The following is a 15,459-nucleotide window of genomic DNA, read 5'->3' as shown; positions in this document are numbered from 1 at the left end:
CGTTATCCACCCAGTGCATATGAGTTCGCGTTCAGCCATTCATCAAGTGCCATCACGAACTTCTCCTGAAACTTCCGTGCGTTCGCATCAACCGATGACTCATCGTTCATAATCAGACTGAAGTAAACCTTCTTGCCCGATGTGCGATGCTCAATCACACCAGAAATCGAACGCACGCCAGTGAGGTATCCTGTCTTGGCATGAAGGATATTCTCAAGCGTGTTCGATTCTCTGAACCGCTCCCGCAGGGTGCCATTGCCCGGCTCGGCAAGCGACTCCACCCACGTATCGCCAATCACAGGATCATTCGCAACCGCCCGCGTCCAGTTCGCGAGCAGTTCCGGCGTCACACGATTCTCTCTGCTCATGCCGGAACCATCAACAGCCCGAAGCATGCCAACCGAGCGTGCATCAAGCAGATCGCCAACGACCATCCGCAGCGTTGCCGTGCCGTTCTCCCACGATCCCGGCTCGAGCGTGACATCATGCCCCATGCGTTTAAGCAGCGACTCGGCATACATGTTCTCTGAGTTGGTGTTGCAGCGTTCCAGCACAACCTGCATCGGCGTGCGAACAACAACAATCTCACGCGCAACATCCAGCGCCGGATCAATCTTGTCGTTCTGTTCCGCGCGACGCACAAACTCATGGGCAAAGGTCACCCCCTTCGTGCCGCCGATTTCAACGCCGCGACGCGCAAGCGCAACAGCCAGTGACATGCCGAACTGCATACCCGGATCATGCACTGTGACGGACACTGGCGAGTGCATCGGCTTTGAGATACGACCGCTCACCTTGATTGTGTTTGTCATCGGCTGGCGTGTCATCCAGATCGATTCGGCACGACCGCGAACTGTGGTCGGCATGAGTTCGACACTTGGCTGAAGAACAATGTCCGGGTATTCCGGGTCCGTCTCAACACGAACACCGTTTCCGTTTGGTCGTGCAAAGACATTGAGCACGTTCGCATGAAAGTTGAGCCCGGATATCTCGGCACAATAACTTTCGTTCAACTGATCGTCCGGCCAGGTCGGATGTGCTGCCGAAGCTTCAAAGATCCGATCGTCAACTACAATGCCCTGTATAGTTGAGAGCCCATTGTCTGTAATAACCTCGGCAAGCCGATCAATGAACTGCGTGCATGACATCGATGGCATCATGTCAGCAAGCAGCTCCGGATCGGCAAGTGCTGGATCACCAGCACCCCTGATCACAAGCTCATCGCCAGCAAGAAGAAATCGCGTCCGAAACATGAAATCAGTCCCAAGCACATGCAGCGCCGCACCACTTGTCAGCAGTTTCATGTTCGATGCAGGAATAAACTGGTCACGCGCATTCAGAGCGAACAAGGTTCGGCCTGAATCACCATCGATCACACACATGCCGACCTTTGCCTGTCCCAGTGGGGTCGTGCTCATCGCATCAAGGATCATGCGTTCCATGTCTTGGCCGAACACTGGCATCGCGCTACACGCAACAAGTGCCAGTGCGCACATCCACGAAGCAGTTCGGTCCATGCTGCGTTGATATGAAACCAAACGGACATTGTGTCGCATCGTTGGAAATCCCCTTTCAGACAATATCACATCGGCTGATTCTGAACCAAAATCGGCAGAAACAGACGAACTTCATCACATGCCCTGTTGTATGCGATAGAACCCTCAGGGTCGAAACCTGGAGGTCAAAAGGACCTGTTGTCGAATACGGGTACCAGCAAGAAACTCAGCACATCAGTTGTACAGCCCGTGCGAGTTTGCACACGCGGTCAACAGTGTGTGCCGAGTCAAGAACCCACTGACTCCAGAGCGTTCGACCGGTCAGCCGATGCGATTCGGGCTCAGACCCCACGAGCAGCGTCTCAATATCAAGCCAGTCCACCGGATCAAACGCGGTACTGTTGAGACGAACACTCACCATCGGCTCTGGACTTCGAGCCACCAAAAACCACTCAACAGGGCGGTCGCCTGTCTTGCGTGCGAAGACGAGTGTCCACCCCCATGTCCGTCCTTCCCAAGACACAAACTCTCGAATGCCCATCGTCTGGCGAAGAAACTCGACAATGTCCTTCAGAAAAACTGAATCTGTCGGATCAACAGCCCCAAGCAGATCCTGACTGCCTGGCGTGGTATACCGATCAAGTCGTGGGTTCATTGAGACAAACGATGACGTATGCATGAGCGCAGCCCCGACATACCATACCCATCACTTCGCGATATTATTGCATCACAACGTCTGGAGCCCAAATGGCTGATTCCATGGCAGATCCACGGTCTGAGAACCAACACACAGCAGCAGACCAATCAGATTCCGTCGCCGGCAAGCGTGTGCTGATTGTGGACGACCACGCCCAGAATCGTGAACTCTTGCAAGCCTACCTTGACGACCTTGACTGCGAACTCTTCACTGCTGCTGACGGAGCACAAGCCATTGAACGAGCCAGGGAACTCGAACCCGACATTATCCTGATGGACATCATGATGCCGAAGGTCAGCGGCTATCAGGCTTGCGAGAAAATTAAGACGGACCCAGCCCTCAGAGACATCCCAATCATCATGGTGACCGCGCTGAGCGAGGTCGGGGATGTCGAACGCGCTGTTGAGGCTGGGGCTGACGATTTCCTGACAAAGCCGGTTAATCGGCTCGAACTCGTCACACGTGTGCGATCGCTCCTGCGGGTGCGAATGCTCAAGAAGGATCTCGACCGCACCATGAGCGAGCTTCGACAGATCAAGGGAAAAAACCGGCCTCACGAATAGGAGCACTGGTGGCACGTGTACATCGCACCTTTTTCCTTCTGACGCTCGCGGCGATCCTTTTGAACTCGCTAGGCTGCGCATCCTCAAATCATGCAGTCCAGTCAAAGCTGCAACCAGTCACATTTGGTGAAGAACAAACAGCACTGTTTCCTATCCGCTCGACACTAAAGTTCGCCCCCAGCGAAACAGACAACGCAGAAGCAGGCAGTGCAGAGTACGGCACGATGACCGTCCGCGATCATGAGATCGGCGTGCGTCGTCTGGATGGCATGATCGCTGTCGACTCGAATCTGAACCACTCGTTTGATGACGAAGCAAGCATCCCTGCGAGTGGCAAGCCAACCACACATACGGTCCGGTTCGACAACGAAACTGTAGAAATCGTTATAAACGCAAAGCCAACAGGCCGAGCCGAGTATGCTGTGTGCGAGCTCTGGCAGACACCACTTCGCTACGGCAATGAATCCATCACGATTGGCGTGCTCCGGCTTGGAACCGGCATGGCATTCATTGATACCGATGCTGATGGCACCTTTGAAACATACTGGGATAAGAAAACGCCCAAAGCTCTTGGCGGCAGGTTTTGGACGCTCGACCTTGACTACACAGCCCGACGCGCATCGCTCATGCCCTCCGAGCAGGAACCGGTCGAAGCCGGCTATCAATCACCATCCATACAAGCAACCCGACTCGATTCTGATCAACAAGTGATCGTGCCTCACCAGAACAAGGTCACGCTGCTGTTGTTCTGCCACAAGGATTGCTACGGCTGCAGAGTTTCAGCAGATACGTTTGAGACCCTGTCATCACGTTTCGCGCAGAACGATCAGGTTCGACTTGTCAGCGTGAATCGATCGGACGAAGAGGCTGCTGGTTGCAAAGCGATCGTCTGTCCCAACTTTGAGCATGTCGTCTCTGCACAATCGTGGGATCAGTTTGGTGTCACACCAACCCCAACATTCATTCTCGTTGATGCAGATGGCACGATCCGATACAGAAGCTCCGGCGCACACAATGGGCTTGCATCAGAGTTGTCGCAGAAAATTCATACCGCCCTGCAAGACTAGGCGGCTGCATACCGAACCCAGATACACACAGCAACCCCGGATGGAACACATCCGGGGTTGCTGTGTGTATCTACGAAGCTGCTATTAACGGTAAAGTTCGACGATGAGGTTCGTGTTCACATCGAACGGCACCTGGTCCGATGCCGGATTCGCAACGACCTTCGCGGTCAGTTCGGAAGGATTGAAATCGACCCAGCCCGGCACCTCGTGCCCTGCAAGCGAATCCATGTTCTCCTTGCACAGCTTGTGGATCTTGTCCTTGAACGTGATGACATCACCCGGGCGAACACGGAATGATGGCGCACTCGTCTTCTGGCCGTTCACACGAACGCCACCGTGCGCAACCATCTGACGTGCCTGCCAGATTGTGCGGGCAACACCCGCGCGACGCAGCACATTGTCAAGACGACGCTCAAGCAGCGTGAGCAGCACCTGTCCGGTATTGCCCGGCTGACGCGCAGCTTCATCGAGTGTCAGGCGGAACTGCTTCTCCTGTACGCCGTAGTAGTAACGCAGCTTCTGCTTCTCAACGAGACGGATGCCGTAGTCACGAAGTCGGCGACCACGATACCCGTGCATCCCGGGGGGGACGCGGACGCGATCATTCGCGGTGTGCTTGGGCACATCAGAGATAGCAACGCCGACGCGGCGGGACAAACGAACCTTGGGACCGGTATATCGAGCCATGAAATCTTCCTTCCGTCGATGCAAAGCAATGAATATCGCTCTGCAGTGCTGTGTGAACCAGCAACCGTGCCGAGATGGGCCAGACGAGGCTTGTCGCACGATCCGGGCATGATGTCTGCCTGCGGGCACAATCCCACAGACAAGGGCCAGTATTGAAGGTGCCAACCCGCCCGATGTCCAGTACGCCGGCTTCTCGGCAATATGCTCCATTCCAGCCAGAACCTGCCCACCTTCCCATACTTCGCTCTGTTGCTGCGGTCGATTGATCACTTTCCAGCCTGCTGCTCCTAACCTTGTCTGATGCCCCACACATCTGCCTCGGCGGGACCATCCGAAGCACACTCGCTGGCTTTGCCGGTGCTGCAATCTGCGCCAACCCGCGGATGCGATGACATACACAAGATCAACGAGAAAAAGGAAAAGTGTGGTGTTTTCGCGATCTGGGGCAGTAAGGACGCGGTTCGACTGACGTACACATCCCTATACGCTCTCCAGCATCGAGGCCAGGAATCCGCTGGTATCGCGACATCCGATGGGCAGTCTCTGAAAGCCCATGCTGGAATGGGACTTGTCCCGGAAGTCTTCAACCACGACGCGATTGAGCGTCTCGAACGTCGCAACCCTGCGGCTGCGATCGGCCACGTCCGGTACTCGACCACGGGCAACTCTGTCCTCGCCAACTGCCAGCCGATGGTTCAGCGCCTGGCTGGCACTGAGGTCGCCATCGCCCACAATGGGAACCTCATCAACGGCATCGCCTGGCGCCACAAGTTCGAGCAAAAAGGCCACATCTTTACCACTGAGTCAGACACGGAATCCATCTTCCATCTGCTCGCTGCTCCCGAAGCCCAAGACTCTCCCGATCCCACTGCATGGGCGCTTCGCAGATGCGAGGGCGCATTCAGCCTTGCCATGCTGTGGCCCGATCGCATTGAGGTCGCGCGAGATCCATGGGGCTGGCGACCATTGGTGCTCGGCCTGCTCCCATCCGGCAGGCATGTGGTCTCGTCCGAAACTGTCGCGTTTGATGTCATTGGTGCGAAGCTTGTCCGCGAGATCGAGCCGGGAGAGATTGTCACACTCTCAGCGAAGGGAATCTCCTCGCGCAGGTTCGCAGATCCTGCAAAGCGGCTCGCCCAGTGCGTCTTTGAGCACGTCTACTTTGCGAATCCCGCCTCCAACCTGTTCGGCCAGAACGTCCAACTCGCGCGCGAGGCGATGGGTGCAGCACTCGCACACGAAGCGCCGGTTGAAGCGGACTGTGTCATGCCGATGCCGGACTCCGGCCGCAGCGCAGCACATGGATACGCACAAGCAAGCGGTCTCCCCTACCGCGAGGGCATCGTGCCGAACCGATATGTCGGGCGCACATTCATCAAGCCAACGCAGGCAGAACGCACCACTGCAGTGCGCCTGAAGCTCAACATCATCCCTGAGGTTGTTGCGGGCAAACGCCTGATCGTTGTTGACGACTCCGTCGTCCGCGGAACAACCACGCGCGTGAAGATGGACCAGCTCCGCGCAGCGGGTGCCAAAGAGATCCACCTTCGCATCTCGTGCCCGCCAATCCGACATCCGTGTTTCTTTGGCGTGGACTTCGCATCTCGCGAGCAACTCATCGCGAACGACAGAACCGTTGAAGAAATCCGAGAGTTTCTCGGCATTGACTCACTGCACTATCTCTCGCTGGACGGGCTGCTCGGCGTGATGCAGCGCGCCCCGGAATCGTACTGCACCGCGTGCTACACGGGTGATTACCGCCTTGATGTCGAGCATCCAGTCACCGACGAGTTTGCTGAACAGAAGCAGTTGCGAATGTTCGCCCACAGCACATCGCAGGCAACAGCTGACGCATGACCAGCGCGTCGAACAAACACACGCTGACACTCGCGCACTCACCCGACGCCGACGACATGGTCATGTGGTGGCCGATCACCGGCGCGCGCGATCCAAGCGGCATGCCAGTCGATGACTTGCCAACAGAACCACTCATCACCTCGGATCGTTTCACGTTCTCTCCCATCCCTGCAGATGTGCAGACACTGAACGAGCTTGCACTGAAAGCAGCAACGTCTTCTGATCACATCGGGTACGACATCACCGCAATCTCCGCTGCGGTCTATCCGCATATCGCGAACACGTACCAGATCACGCGCGGCGGCAGTTCATTCGGCGAGGGGTACGGCCCGAAGGTTGTTGTGCTCGCGGAGAGCAATATCTCATCGATCGACGCACTCATTACAAAGAAAAACCTCAGGATCGTGGTCCCCGGCCTGAACACGACCGCGTTCATGCTGCTGTCGATGATTGTGCCCGAGTTCACACCTGTCCCGATGCCGTTCGATCGCGTGATTGACACCGTGAAGGAAGGCAATGCCGACGCGGGGCTGCTCATCCATGAGGCACAACTGACCTTCGCCTCGCTCGGGCTGCGTTCACTCCTCGACCTTGGCATCTGGTGGCACGAGCACGAGCAACTCCCGCTTCCGCTCGGATTGAACGTGCTGCGCCGCGATCTCGACGAACGCTTCGGCTCGGAATCGTGCGCAGAAGTGGCATCGTTGCTCTCGCAATCGATCTCGCATGCAATCGAGCAAAGAGATATGTCGAAGCGCTATCTGCTCGCGCATTCCGAGTCACGTCCCGAATGGCGCGACGACGCATTGCTCGAAAAGTACCTCTCGATGTATGTATCGCCGCTCACCGCGGACATGGGCGATATCGGCATCGCTGCACTCGAGCGACTCTATTCCATGGGGCGCAGCGCAGGCGTTGTTCCGAGTGATGTCACAATTGACCCGATCTGAGATCACGTTTGATTATGCAACCAGCACAAGATCCGCATACCGCTGCGAGATCGGCTCGCCCAGCAGCATCGCCAGCTTCTCGCGCAATGTGTTGATCTGCTGATGGCAGTGCCTCGCGTTCAGTTCACGCGAAACCAGTGTCTCAAACTCAATAAACGTGCCAATGTCCTCGATATCGTCGATGTGGATCTTCACGTTGCCGAGCATGTAGATGCTGCGCCGCTTCATCACACGAGCAAGCACGGGCAAAGGCTGCACGCCATACCGCTGCTTCGCGGCTTCCTTCGAGTAGATCGTGAACGTGCACAGCTTCGGACCAGCGATCGCCTTGCGTTCATAGAACACAAAGTCAACCGGCTCGTCCTGCGCCTCACGCTTTTTCAGCGTCCCCGAGGGGATGTTGAAGTAGGTATCAACAACATCGAGTGAAATGATTCTGGTTGCGCCGATCTTCCGAAGGATCGACGTAGCAAAGTGCGCATCACGCAGTTCGGCTCGATATTCAACACTGACCACGCGACCCCTCCTGGTCTTTGCCCGTCTTTGATTGATAACGCCCAGCACAAGCGCGCCGGGTTGCGTGCAGTTTGCACGCGCATCGGATGGGGTGCCACTTCTATCAAATACGCACACGCTCAACGGGCGTCACAGCAGGAACAGACGGTCAATCAAGCAGATTTCCAAGGGTTTCTATGAGCGTCTTCTCGTCCCATATCTCGATACCAAGCTGCTCAGCCTTGGCGAGTTTGGATCCCGCACCTGGGCCTGCGATCACAAGGTCCGTCTTCTTTGAGACCGATCCGGATGTCTTCGCACCAAGCCCGCGAAGCTTCTCTGAGAGCGCATCACGATCCCAGCGTTCCATCGTTCCCGTCAGCACAACGGTCTTGCCAGCCACGGGCGAATCAACCTCAGCTTGCGATGTAGCTTCCACGTAGTCTCTGCTCGACAGATCGACACCAGCCTCTGCCAGCGCTCTGAACGCCTCTCGCGCAGCATCGGAATGCAGATACGCGTGCACGATTGGTGCTGTCAGCTTGCCAAGCCCCGTCTCGGGCCTGTCCTTCGGATCATCGGTGAGACCGAACGCTTCAGCTTCTGACTTTGACGTGATCGACTTTGGTCGCAGTTGCCATTCTTCAGCAGCCAGCAGCGCATCAAGATCGGGGAACATACGCGCAAGCTGGCGCGCGGTCGCTTCACCAACATGACGTATGCCCATGCCCGACAGCACACGCGCAAGCCCGCGCGACTTTGCATCCTCGATCCCCTTGATGAGCTTCTCGACCTTCTGCTCACCCATCCCGTCGAGCAACAGCAGCGCATCACGATGCTCGTGCAGATGGAAGATATCAGCAAAGTGCCGAAGCGGAATCGGCGAATCAGATTGTGCTGTCGACAGAATCAGATCGATGGTTTTCTCACCGAGCCCATCGATGTCCATCTGCTTGCGTCCGACGAACCACACCAACTTCTCGCGCAGCTGCGCGGGGCACTCGGGGTTCACGCAACTCCGCGATGTTTCGACCTCCGGCGTATCAACCGCCTCAGCTGGCTCAACCTCAACCACACCATCACACACAGGGCATCGTTCGGGCGGAACGACTTTTCGCGCGCCCTTCTTCCGCTTGTCCTTGTCCACCTCAACCACATACGGGATGATCTCGCCAGCCTTCTCGATCACAACTGTGTCGCCGAGCCGGATGTCCTTGGATCGCACAATCCCGTAGTTGTGCAGGCTTGCGTGCTGCACCACCGTGCCCGCGAGCAGCACCGGCTCCATCACCGCGCGGGGAGTGATTCGCCCTGTCTTTCCGACCTGATGCTGCACTTCCAGAAGCACTGTTGTTGTGCGCTCGGCAGGATACTTGTACGCGATCGCCCAGCGCGGGCTCTTGCTCGTCACGCCGAGTTCGTCCTGCAGCGCAAACGAGTCAACGCGGATCACCATCCCATCCGTGGCGTAGGGCCAGTTACCTCGCATCGTGTCGAACGACTCGATGTGCTCAACGACCGCATCAATGGTCTGTGAAACACGAAGCTGCGGACTCGTGGGCACGCTGAGCTTCCCAATTTTCTCTACAAACTCGGAATGCGACTCGGCAAAGTCCTCATCTGAAACCTCACCAGCACCGTGCGCAATAAACCCGAGCGCACGACTCGCTGCAACATTTGGATCGCGATTCTTGAGTGTACCCGCTGTCGCGTTGCGAGGATTCATCAGCAGTTCGAGCCCATCCTTCTCCCGCTGCGCGTTGACCTCGTTGAACGACTTCCACGGCCAGTACACCTCGCCGCGCACCTCCAGCACGTCCGGCGCACTTCCATTGAGTTGCAACGGCACACTTCTGATTGTGCGAACAGCATGGATCACATTGTCGCCGCTGACCCCATCACCGCGCGTGAGCGCTTGAACGAGCCTGCCCTTCTCGTATCGCAGGGACAGAGCAACGCCATCGATCTTGGGCTCGCTGACGAATGCTGTTCTGTCTGCATCAAACAGCCCCCCACCGATGCTCCCCTTGCTCACACGCGCAGCCCACGCCCGCACATCCTCAACAGAGTAACTGTTGTCGATGCTCATCATCGGGCGAGCATGTTTGACCGTCTCGAACCCGTCAATAGGCTCGCCCCCCACACGCTGGGTCGGGCTGGTGTCATCGTGCAACTCAAGGTGGTCCTTTTCGAGTGTCGCAAGTTCTGCAAGCAGCCGATCGAACTCCACATCGCTCATCACAGGGTTGGCATCAACGTAGTATGCGCGGTTCGCATCGCGCAGCACTGAACGAAGCTCGTGGATCCGGGCAATATCCGCAGAAGGTTTGACAGCTTTACTCATTGCTGCATCGTAGAACAACTGCCAACCCTATCCCGTACAAACACGAAGCAGGATTCGCCCGTTTTTATACAAACCTACGATTCGTGTCTAGACTTCCTGCTCATCAATGCGGAACCGAACCCGCACATCCACCAACCCCCGGACACACGGTCAATGCTCAAACTGATCAGAAAGTACAAGACATTCCTCCTCGTGGTCTTCGGCATCGGTCTGATGCTTATCTACCTGCTCCCACAGGGACTAGCACGGGCTGGAGGCGGTCGCGGAAGCAAGGGACCAGCGATCGGCACGCTTGATGGCAAAGCCATTCACCGAAACGTGCTCGACCGAGCCCATGCAGAGTTGCAACTGGTCAAAAATCTCATCGGGTCTGGATTCATGACCCGGGAAATGAACATGCTCGCAACGATGTGGGATCTGGATCCCTCAGATGCCGAGCACTGGATGCTGCTGACCCAGGCCGCTGAAAAGGGTGGCTTTGTGGGTGAGACGGGGGACGGCCGAAACTTCATCGACAGCATGCTTGTTGCGATGAACAGACCAACCACCGACATCGACAGGACAAACCTCATCCGACAGTTCGCCAGCACGCTCAACATGCGCACCGAGAAGGACGTGCTCGAGTCCATCGCAGACATCAACGGCGTCATTCGCATGTTCGGCTCATACGCAAGCACGGTCCGTGTTTCAGCTCCAGCTGTGACACTCGATGCAAAGGAATCACAGGACCGCGCAACCGTCACCGCCGTGTACATACCAGGCGCTGCCGCAATCGATCCCACAACGTGGAAACCGACCGAAGAGGAACTCCAGGCGCACTTTGAGAAGTTCCGAAACACCAAACCCACGGAAGGCGAGTTCGGAATCGGGTACCTGCTCCCAAACCGGATCAAGCTGGAGATTCTTGAAGTCAATGCACAAGCAATCCGTGACGGCATCGTTCCCGATCGCATCGAGGTACGAAAGGAATACGACAAAAACCGCTCCATGTATACCGGTGACTTCGAAACCCACCGTACAGAAATTGAAATCAAGCTGAAAGACAAGGTATACGACGATGTTGTCGCGACAATCCGTCGCGCTGTGCGTGCAGAATCGTATAACTCGATTGACGCGCTCAAGAAGAGCGCCGACGGCTACCGGATTCTCCCGGACGACTGGGCAGAACACATGCCAAGTCTCAGCGCCATGACTGGCGCCATCGTACAGCAGGTAAAGGATGAACTGAACATCTATATTCCTGAGCCCGTCGTGACGACGACACCAACGCTCATGACGCTGAACGACATTGCGCAGGACACGACACTGCAGAGCGTCACAACGATGTACTCAGGCAGGGAGATTCCTCTCGCGTCGGTGCTTTTCAACGCGAAAGAGTTCGATCCTCCAACAGATATCGGTGTGCAGGCGGGCATTCCGCTCATTGACTTTGAGGGGCGTCGCGGCAACGGCGACATGCTCATTGTCACTATTCTTGATGCAGTAGAGGAGTCACCAGCAACAACACTGGAAGAAGTGCGAACAAAGGTTGAGAACGATCTTCGCTCGGTCTCCGGCTACGAAATCCTCAAGTCAAGCATTGATGATATCAAGCAGCAGGCACTGTCCGGTGGCCTGACATCCCTGACTGAGTCATATCCGTCAGCAGACTTCCCGGTCGTTATCGTGAACGATGCTGTTGTAACGCGCACAAGCGTCACCGGCACGGAGAGCCGTCTTCGCGATGAAGTCTTTGCCGAAGCTGTCATTGATCTCGCTGCAACAGTTGACCCGCTGAAACTGATCGAGGAAGTGCCAGTTGAAGAACGCACACTCGCCGTAGCTATCCCCAAACAACTTGGCGTTGGTGCTGCCCGAATCCAGTCGATCACACCACTTACAAACGAGCGGTTGCGTCTCGCATCATGGAACACCATGACAAAGCTCAGAATCGAAGGGCTCGGATTTGACGGCACCGATCCAGACGCGCCATCCAAGTCAGGGTTTGCATATGACGCACTCGCGCAACGTCTGAACTGGCAGCCAAAGCCGGGTATCTCACGTCGAAATCAGGACGAGTCTGACGACCAGAGCTGAACTTCGGTGATTGAGATGTCAGCCCACGTCAGACGCGCGCAGTCTTCCATTTACCACTCATAAATCGAGTCGTGAAAAACACGCTGCGCAATGCAAGTTCAGACATGAGCGCCACCCAAACCATCATCAAACTGGGTGTATCGCGAAATGGGTTTTCTATCACATAGTCAAATCCAAATCTGTCGAGCTTGAAGTCAACGCCGGAAAGCAGATATACCAGCGGCACGCGTGCTGCGTACGTCATGATCCATGTGATAAGCATCGCCGCACGCACATCGCCCGCTCCACGAAGCACCTGACGCATCACAAGTGAGAGCGCAAAGGGAATCTGTCCGAGCGCAAAGACAACGACCAGGGGCGGCACCACCTTGATGTGTTCTGGCACCTGGGTAAACACAGACACAATAGCGACGGGTGCGCAAAAGAACACAACACCAAGAAAGCCCATCACACCCACAGCAAGGGCCGCGCACCGCACTGCTGCCAGCTGCGCCATTGCGGCACTACCCGCGCCAAGATACTGCCCAACAAGTGCAGACGCAGCAATCCCCATCGCAAATCCCGGCATGAAGCTGAGCGCCTCGATCCGGATTGCCACCATATGCGCACCGACCGCACCAGCCACACCATTCGCACCGTGAGCAAGATCAGAAACCATCATCACAACGATGAAGTTGCCGATCCACATGCCCATTGCCTCAATAAACCCGGGCCAGCCAAGCCTGAAAAGACGAACAAGCATGACACGATGCGGTCGAAGCCTTCGAACACGAAGTGTCACACCGGATTTGCCAACCAGCAAAAGCCCAACCATCAGCCCCGCACCAATGACAGATGCCCCGAAAGTTCCCCACGCGACCCCCGCTACTCCCATATCAAACGGAAATGGGTTCTCTATGAGCACCTTAGAGACAATCTGGTCGCCCTCGCGCACCGCATGCTTGAGATCAACACCGGAAAGAATCCATGACAACACAACATTAATGAGATTCACAACAGCCATGATGATCAGCGGGCGCTTTGAATCACCAGCACCTCGCACACACGCCATCCCTCCAAACAACAAACCAAGCAGTGGCATCGCAAGGCAGATAATGCGCAAATACGTGACAAACATGGCCCGCGCGGGAGGTTCAAAGTCGAAGAATCGTGCGCACCATGGTGCGCCGACAGCAAATGCAACACATACAACGCTGGTGCATGCCACAACCATCAGCAGTGTTTGTGCCACAGTGCGATCTGCAACAGCCTGTCTGCCCTTGCCAATGGATCGACTGACAAGCGCCGTCGCCCCCATTGCGACCGACATGTTCACCAATCCCATCAGCCACATGATGTATGACGCCGCACCAATGGCATCCGACGCATGACGTCCAGCATCGGGGTTTGTTGCGCTGACAACTCCTGCTGCGAGCACCGTGTCAGTAATGCCGACCATAGAGTTCAAAAACGACTCTATGACGTAAGGCCAGCACAACACCCAGATAGCCGACCACATAGACAGACCTGCAAGCTTGCCCGACTTCAAGCGCCCGTCAGCGGTTAATCCCTTTGCACCTGAGTGATCAGAAGGCGCAGTGAAAATCCGTCTGATCCTCGGTGCAAAGCCAACCGCAATATTGAACGCGGGGTCCGGTGAAGCAAGCTCCGGTACATCAGCCAGGAGTTGATCGTTGGATTCCTCGATGACACTGTTCTCGTCATCCAGTTCCGCCACACTCGCACTCTCTTCACGATCCGGCACAGGTCACCGTCCTTGGCTTTTTGGTCAACCGTCACCAGTATCGCAGACGAGCAATCCAAGCCCCAGCCCCCAAGGCTGTCAAACACCCACCGTGTCCAAACACGATTTCTGTGCAAGAATAGATGCACACCAACGGTGGTTCGTCACAAACACGTCCACACACAGGAGCATTCCATGCCCGCCACACCATCGACAATGATCGCACTTGGCACAGCCATGCCCTCGTTCGATCTTCCTGTTACGAATGCAGGACCATACGAGCGAGTTGCCTCAGCCGACCTCGCTGAGAATCCTGTGCTGGTCATGTTCATCTGCAATCACTGCCCGTTCGTTAAGCACATCTGTCACGAACTGGCCAAACTCGGGAACGAGTATGCCGCGTCTGCACTGCAGATCATCGCAATCAACTCGAACGATATCACGACACATCCTGACGATGCACCGGACAAAATGGCACAGGAAGCTGCGAGCGCGGGCTACACGTTCCCTTATGCGTTTGATGAGTCTCAGCAGATCGCCCACGCGTTTGGAGCCGCCTGCACACCAGACTTCTTTCTCTACGATGCAAATCATTCGCTGGCATATCGAGGCCAACTCGATGGCTCACGCCCGAACAACGGCATTCCTGTCACAGGCGAGGATCTTCGAGCAGCCATCAATGCCGTTCTCGCTGGCAAAGCAGCAGCAGCAGCACAAATTCCCAGTATTGGCTGCAACATCAAGTGGAAGCCCGGCAACGAGCCAGACTAAGTTGAAACTACATTACGATTAAGCGAGAACTCTCAAGCTGCTCATGCATCACATTGCGTGCTGGAGCGCACTCTGCGTGTGCAAAGTGAACACACCAACGCATAACAACGTCCCATAAGACGAGTTGGTGTTCCGTTTGTACACGCGCGGATGTTGTCAACATCCAACTATGGTCTTGACAAAAGGTCCGACATCTGGTAGTAGATAGAGTTTGCCCAGCAGCTGAGTCACCCTGGATCCGGCTTGGCGCGAGGGCTTCCGGGGGTCTTTGAGTTGAATACAAATGCGAAGAATGTGAGTGATGCCGAACTTGATGTGCTGAAAGCGCTCTGGGATCGAGAAGAAGGCACAGTCCGAGAACTGGTTTCCGATCTGCACGGCATCGGCAGAGATTGGGCATACACAACTGTCCAGACACTGCTGAGAAGGCTGGTGGAGAAGGGATATGTCAAAGCAAACCAGAACACATATGCCCATGTCTTCACACCCCAGATCAGCCGCGACGAACTCGTACATGAGCGTCTGAGCGATCTGGCAACCCGTGTGTGTGACGGCTCTCGAACAGCACTGATCATGAGTCTCTACGACGGGCATAAGGCAACCGCGGATGAGATCAGCCATCTCAAAGCATTGCTCGCGTCACTCGAAAAACAGGCACGCACCGACTGAGCTTGCTTGTCAGCGATGAAGACACAGCAGAGGACAAACTGGGAAGGCGTCAACACGGAAGAAT

The 15,459-nt window shown here is 56.0% G+C and carries 13 protein-coding genes; 7 read left to right on the top strand and 6 right to left on the bottom strand.

The genetic code is table 11. The features are described from left to right. Positions 1 to 2 precede the first annotated feature (2 nt). Both dacB and H6815_10335 read right to left on the bottom strand, forming a co-directional pair. The gene (gene dacB, locus H6815_10340; protein MCB9860838.1) at positions 3 to 1,517 is read right to left on the bottom strand and encodes a D-alanyl-D-alanine carboxypeptidase/D-alanyl-D-alanine-endopeptidase; all 1,515 of its coding nucleotides are present in this window, start codon (positions 1,515 to 1,517) and stop codon (positions 3 to 5) included. A 205-nt stretch (positions 1,518 to 1,722) separates the two neighbouring features. Then, positions 1,723 to 2,175 (bottom strand): hypothetical protein, encoded by a 453-nt coding sequence (locus tag H6815_10335; GenBank protein MCB9860837.1) that lies wholly within the window; start codon positions 2,173 to 2,175, stop codon positions 1,723 to 1,725. An 80-nt stretch (positions 2,176 to 2,255) separates the two neighbouring features. Between H6815_10335 and H6815_10330 the strand changes: the two genes are divergently transcribed. Together H6815_10330 and H6815_10325 are read left to right on the top strand one after the other, a co-directional pair. Next, positions 2,256 to 2,756, top strand: a complete 501-nt coding sequence (locus H6815_10330) for a response regulator (GenBank protein MCB9860836.1) — start codon at positions 2,256 to 2,258, stop codon at positions 2,754 to 2,756. A gap of 8 nt (positions 2,757 to 2,764) precedes the next feature. Beyond that, positions 2,765 to 3,823, top strand: coding sequence for a hypothetical protein (locus H6815_10325; GenBank protein MCB9860835.1), 1,059 nt, complete (start codon positions 2,765 to 2,767; stop codon positions 3,821 to 3,823). Between the two features lie 84 nt (positions 3,824 to 3,907). Here the strand turns inward: H6815_10325 and rpsD are convergent, their stop codons facing one another. After that, on the bottom strand, positions 3,908 to 4,510 hold the full coding sequence (rpsD, locus tag H6815_10320; protein MCB9860834.1) for a 30S ribosomal protein S4: 603 nt from the start codon (positions 4,508 to 4,510) through the stop codon (positions 3,908 to 3,910). 300 nt (positions 4,511 to 4,810) lie between these two features. Here rpsD and H6815_10315 point away from each other — a divergent pair, with 300 nt between their 5' ends. Both H6815_10315 and H6815_10310 read left to right on the top strand, forming a co-directional pair. Continuing rightward, the gene (locus H6815_10315) at positions 4,811 to 6,367 is read left to right on the top strand and encodes an amidophosphoribosyltransferase (GenBank protein MCB9860833.1); all 1,557 of its coding nucleotides are present in this window, start codon (positions 4,811 to 4,813) and stop codon (positions 6,365 to 6,367) included. Further along, entirely contained in the window at positions 6,364 to 7,317 is a 954-nt protein-coding gene (locus tag H6815_10310) for a hypothetical protein (GenBank protein MCB9860832.1), read from the top strand. Before H6815_10315 ends, H6815_10310 begins: the two co-directional genes overlap by 4 nt. Before the next feature lie 12 nt (positions 7,318 to 7,329). On the opposite strand, the gene H6815_10305 is transcribed toward H6815_10310, so the two are convergent. Continuing rightward, positions 7,330 to 7,833 (bottom strand): CYTH domain-containing protein, encoded by a 504-nt coding sequence (locus tag H6815_10305; protein ID MCB9860831.1) that lies wholly within the window; start codon positions 7,831 to 7,833, stop codon positions 7,330 to 7,332. A gap of 148 nt (positions 7,834 to 7,981) precedes the next feature. After that, the gene (ligA, locus tag H6815_10300; GenBank protein ID MCB9860830.1) at positions 7,982 to 10,156 is read right to left on the bottom strand and encodes an NAD-dependent DNA ligase LigA; all 2,175 of its coding nucleotides are present in this window, start codon (positions 10,154 to 10,156) and stop codon (positions 7,982 to 7,984) included. Between the two features lie 153 nt (positions 10,157 to 10,309). On the opposite strand from ligA, the gene H6815_10295 reads away from it, so the two are divergent. Continuing rightward, complete coding sequence (locus tag H6815_10295) at positions 10,310 to 12,232, top strand: hypothetical protein (protein MCB9860829.1); 1,923 nt, start codon at positions 10,310 to 10,312, stop codon at positions 12,230 to 12,232. Between the two features lie 28 nt (positions 12,233 to 12,260). On the opposite strand, the gene H6815_10290 is transcribed toward H6815_10295, so the two are convergent. Beyond that, positions 12,261 to 13,976 carry an MATE family efflux transporter gene (locus H6815_10290; GenBank protein MCB9860828.1) on the bottom strand — a complete coding sequence of 572 codons (1,716 nt, stop codon included), beginning with the start codon at positions 13,974 to 13,976 and terminating at the stop codon, positions 12,261 to 12,263. 174 nt (positions 13,977 to 14,150) lie between these two features. Between H6815_10290 and H6815_10285 the strand changes: the two genes are divergently transcribed. Both H6815_10285 and H6815_10280 read left to right on the top strand, forming a co-directional pair. Beyond that, on the top strand, positions 14,151 to 14,726 hold the full coding sequence (locus tag H6815_10285) for a thioredoxin family protein (GenBank protein ID MCB9860827.1): 576 nt from the start codon (positions 14,151 to 14,153) through the stop codon (positions 14,724 to 14,726). Positions 14,727 to 14,969: 243 nt separating this feature from the next. Continuing rightward, positions 14,970 to 15,395, top strand: coding sequence for a BlaI/MecI/CopY family transcriptional regulator (locus H6815_10280; protein MCB9860826.1), 426 nt, complete (start codon positions 14,970 to 14,972; stop codon positions 15,393 to 15,395). Positions 15,396 to 15,459 lie beyond the last annotated feature (64 nt).

The sequence above is a fragment of the Phycisphaeraceae bacterium genome (assembly GCA_020639155.1).
Classification (GTDB): domain Bacteria; phylum Planctomycetota; class Phycisphaerae; order Phycisphaerales; family UBA1924; genus JACKHF01.
The sequence above is the reverse complement of the archived record's forward strand: the minus strand, read 5'-3'. Positions and strand labels throughout refer to the sequence as shown.

Bases quoted from the DNA above. Each gene is read 5' to 3' on its own strand.
- dacB (MCB9860838.1), bottom strand. From the start codon at position 1,517: ATGGACCGAACTGCTTCGTGGATGTGCGCACTGGCACTTGTTGCGTGT.
- H6815_10335 (MCB9860837.1), bottom strand. From the start codon at position 2,175: ATGCATACGTCATCGTTTGTCTCAATGAACCCACGACTTGATCGGTAT.
- H6815_10330 (MCB9860836.1), top strand. From the start codon at position 2,256: ATGGCAGATCCACGGTCTGAGAACCAACACACAGCAGCAGACCAATCA.
- rpsD (MCB9860834.1), bottom strand. From the start codon at position 4,510: ATGGCTCGATATACCGGTCCCAAGGTTCGTTTGTCCCGCCGCGTCGGC.
- H6815_10315 (MCB9860833.1), top strand. From the start codon at position 4,811: ATGCCCCACACATCTGCCTCGGCGGGACCATCCGAAGCACACTCGCTG.
- H6815_10310 (MCB9860832.1), top strand. From the start codon at position 6,364: ATGACCAGCGCGTCGAACAAACACACGCTGACACTCGCGCACTCACCC.
- ligA (MCB9860830.1), bottom strand. From the start codon at position 10,156: ATGAGTAAAGCTGTCAAACCTTCTGCGGATATTGCCCGGATCCACGAG.
- H6815_10295 (MCB9860829.1), top strand. From the start codon at position 10,310: ATGCTCAAACTGATCAGAAAGTACAAGACATTCCTCCTCGTGGTCTTC.
- H6815_10285 (MCB9860827.1), top strand. From the start codon at position 14,151: ATGCCCGCCACACCATCGACAATGATCGCACTTGGCACAGCCATGCCC.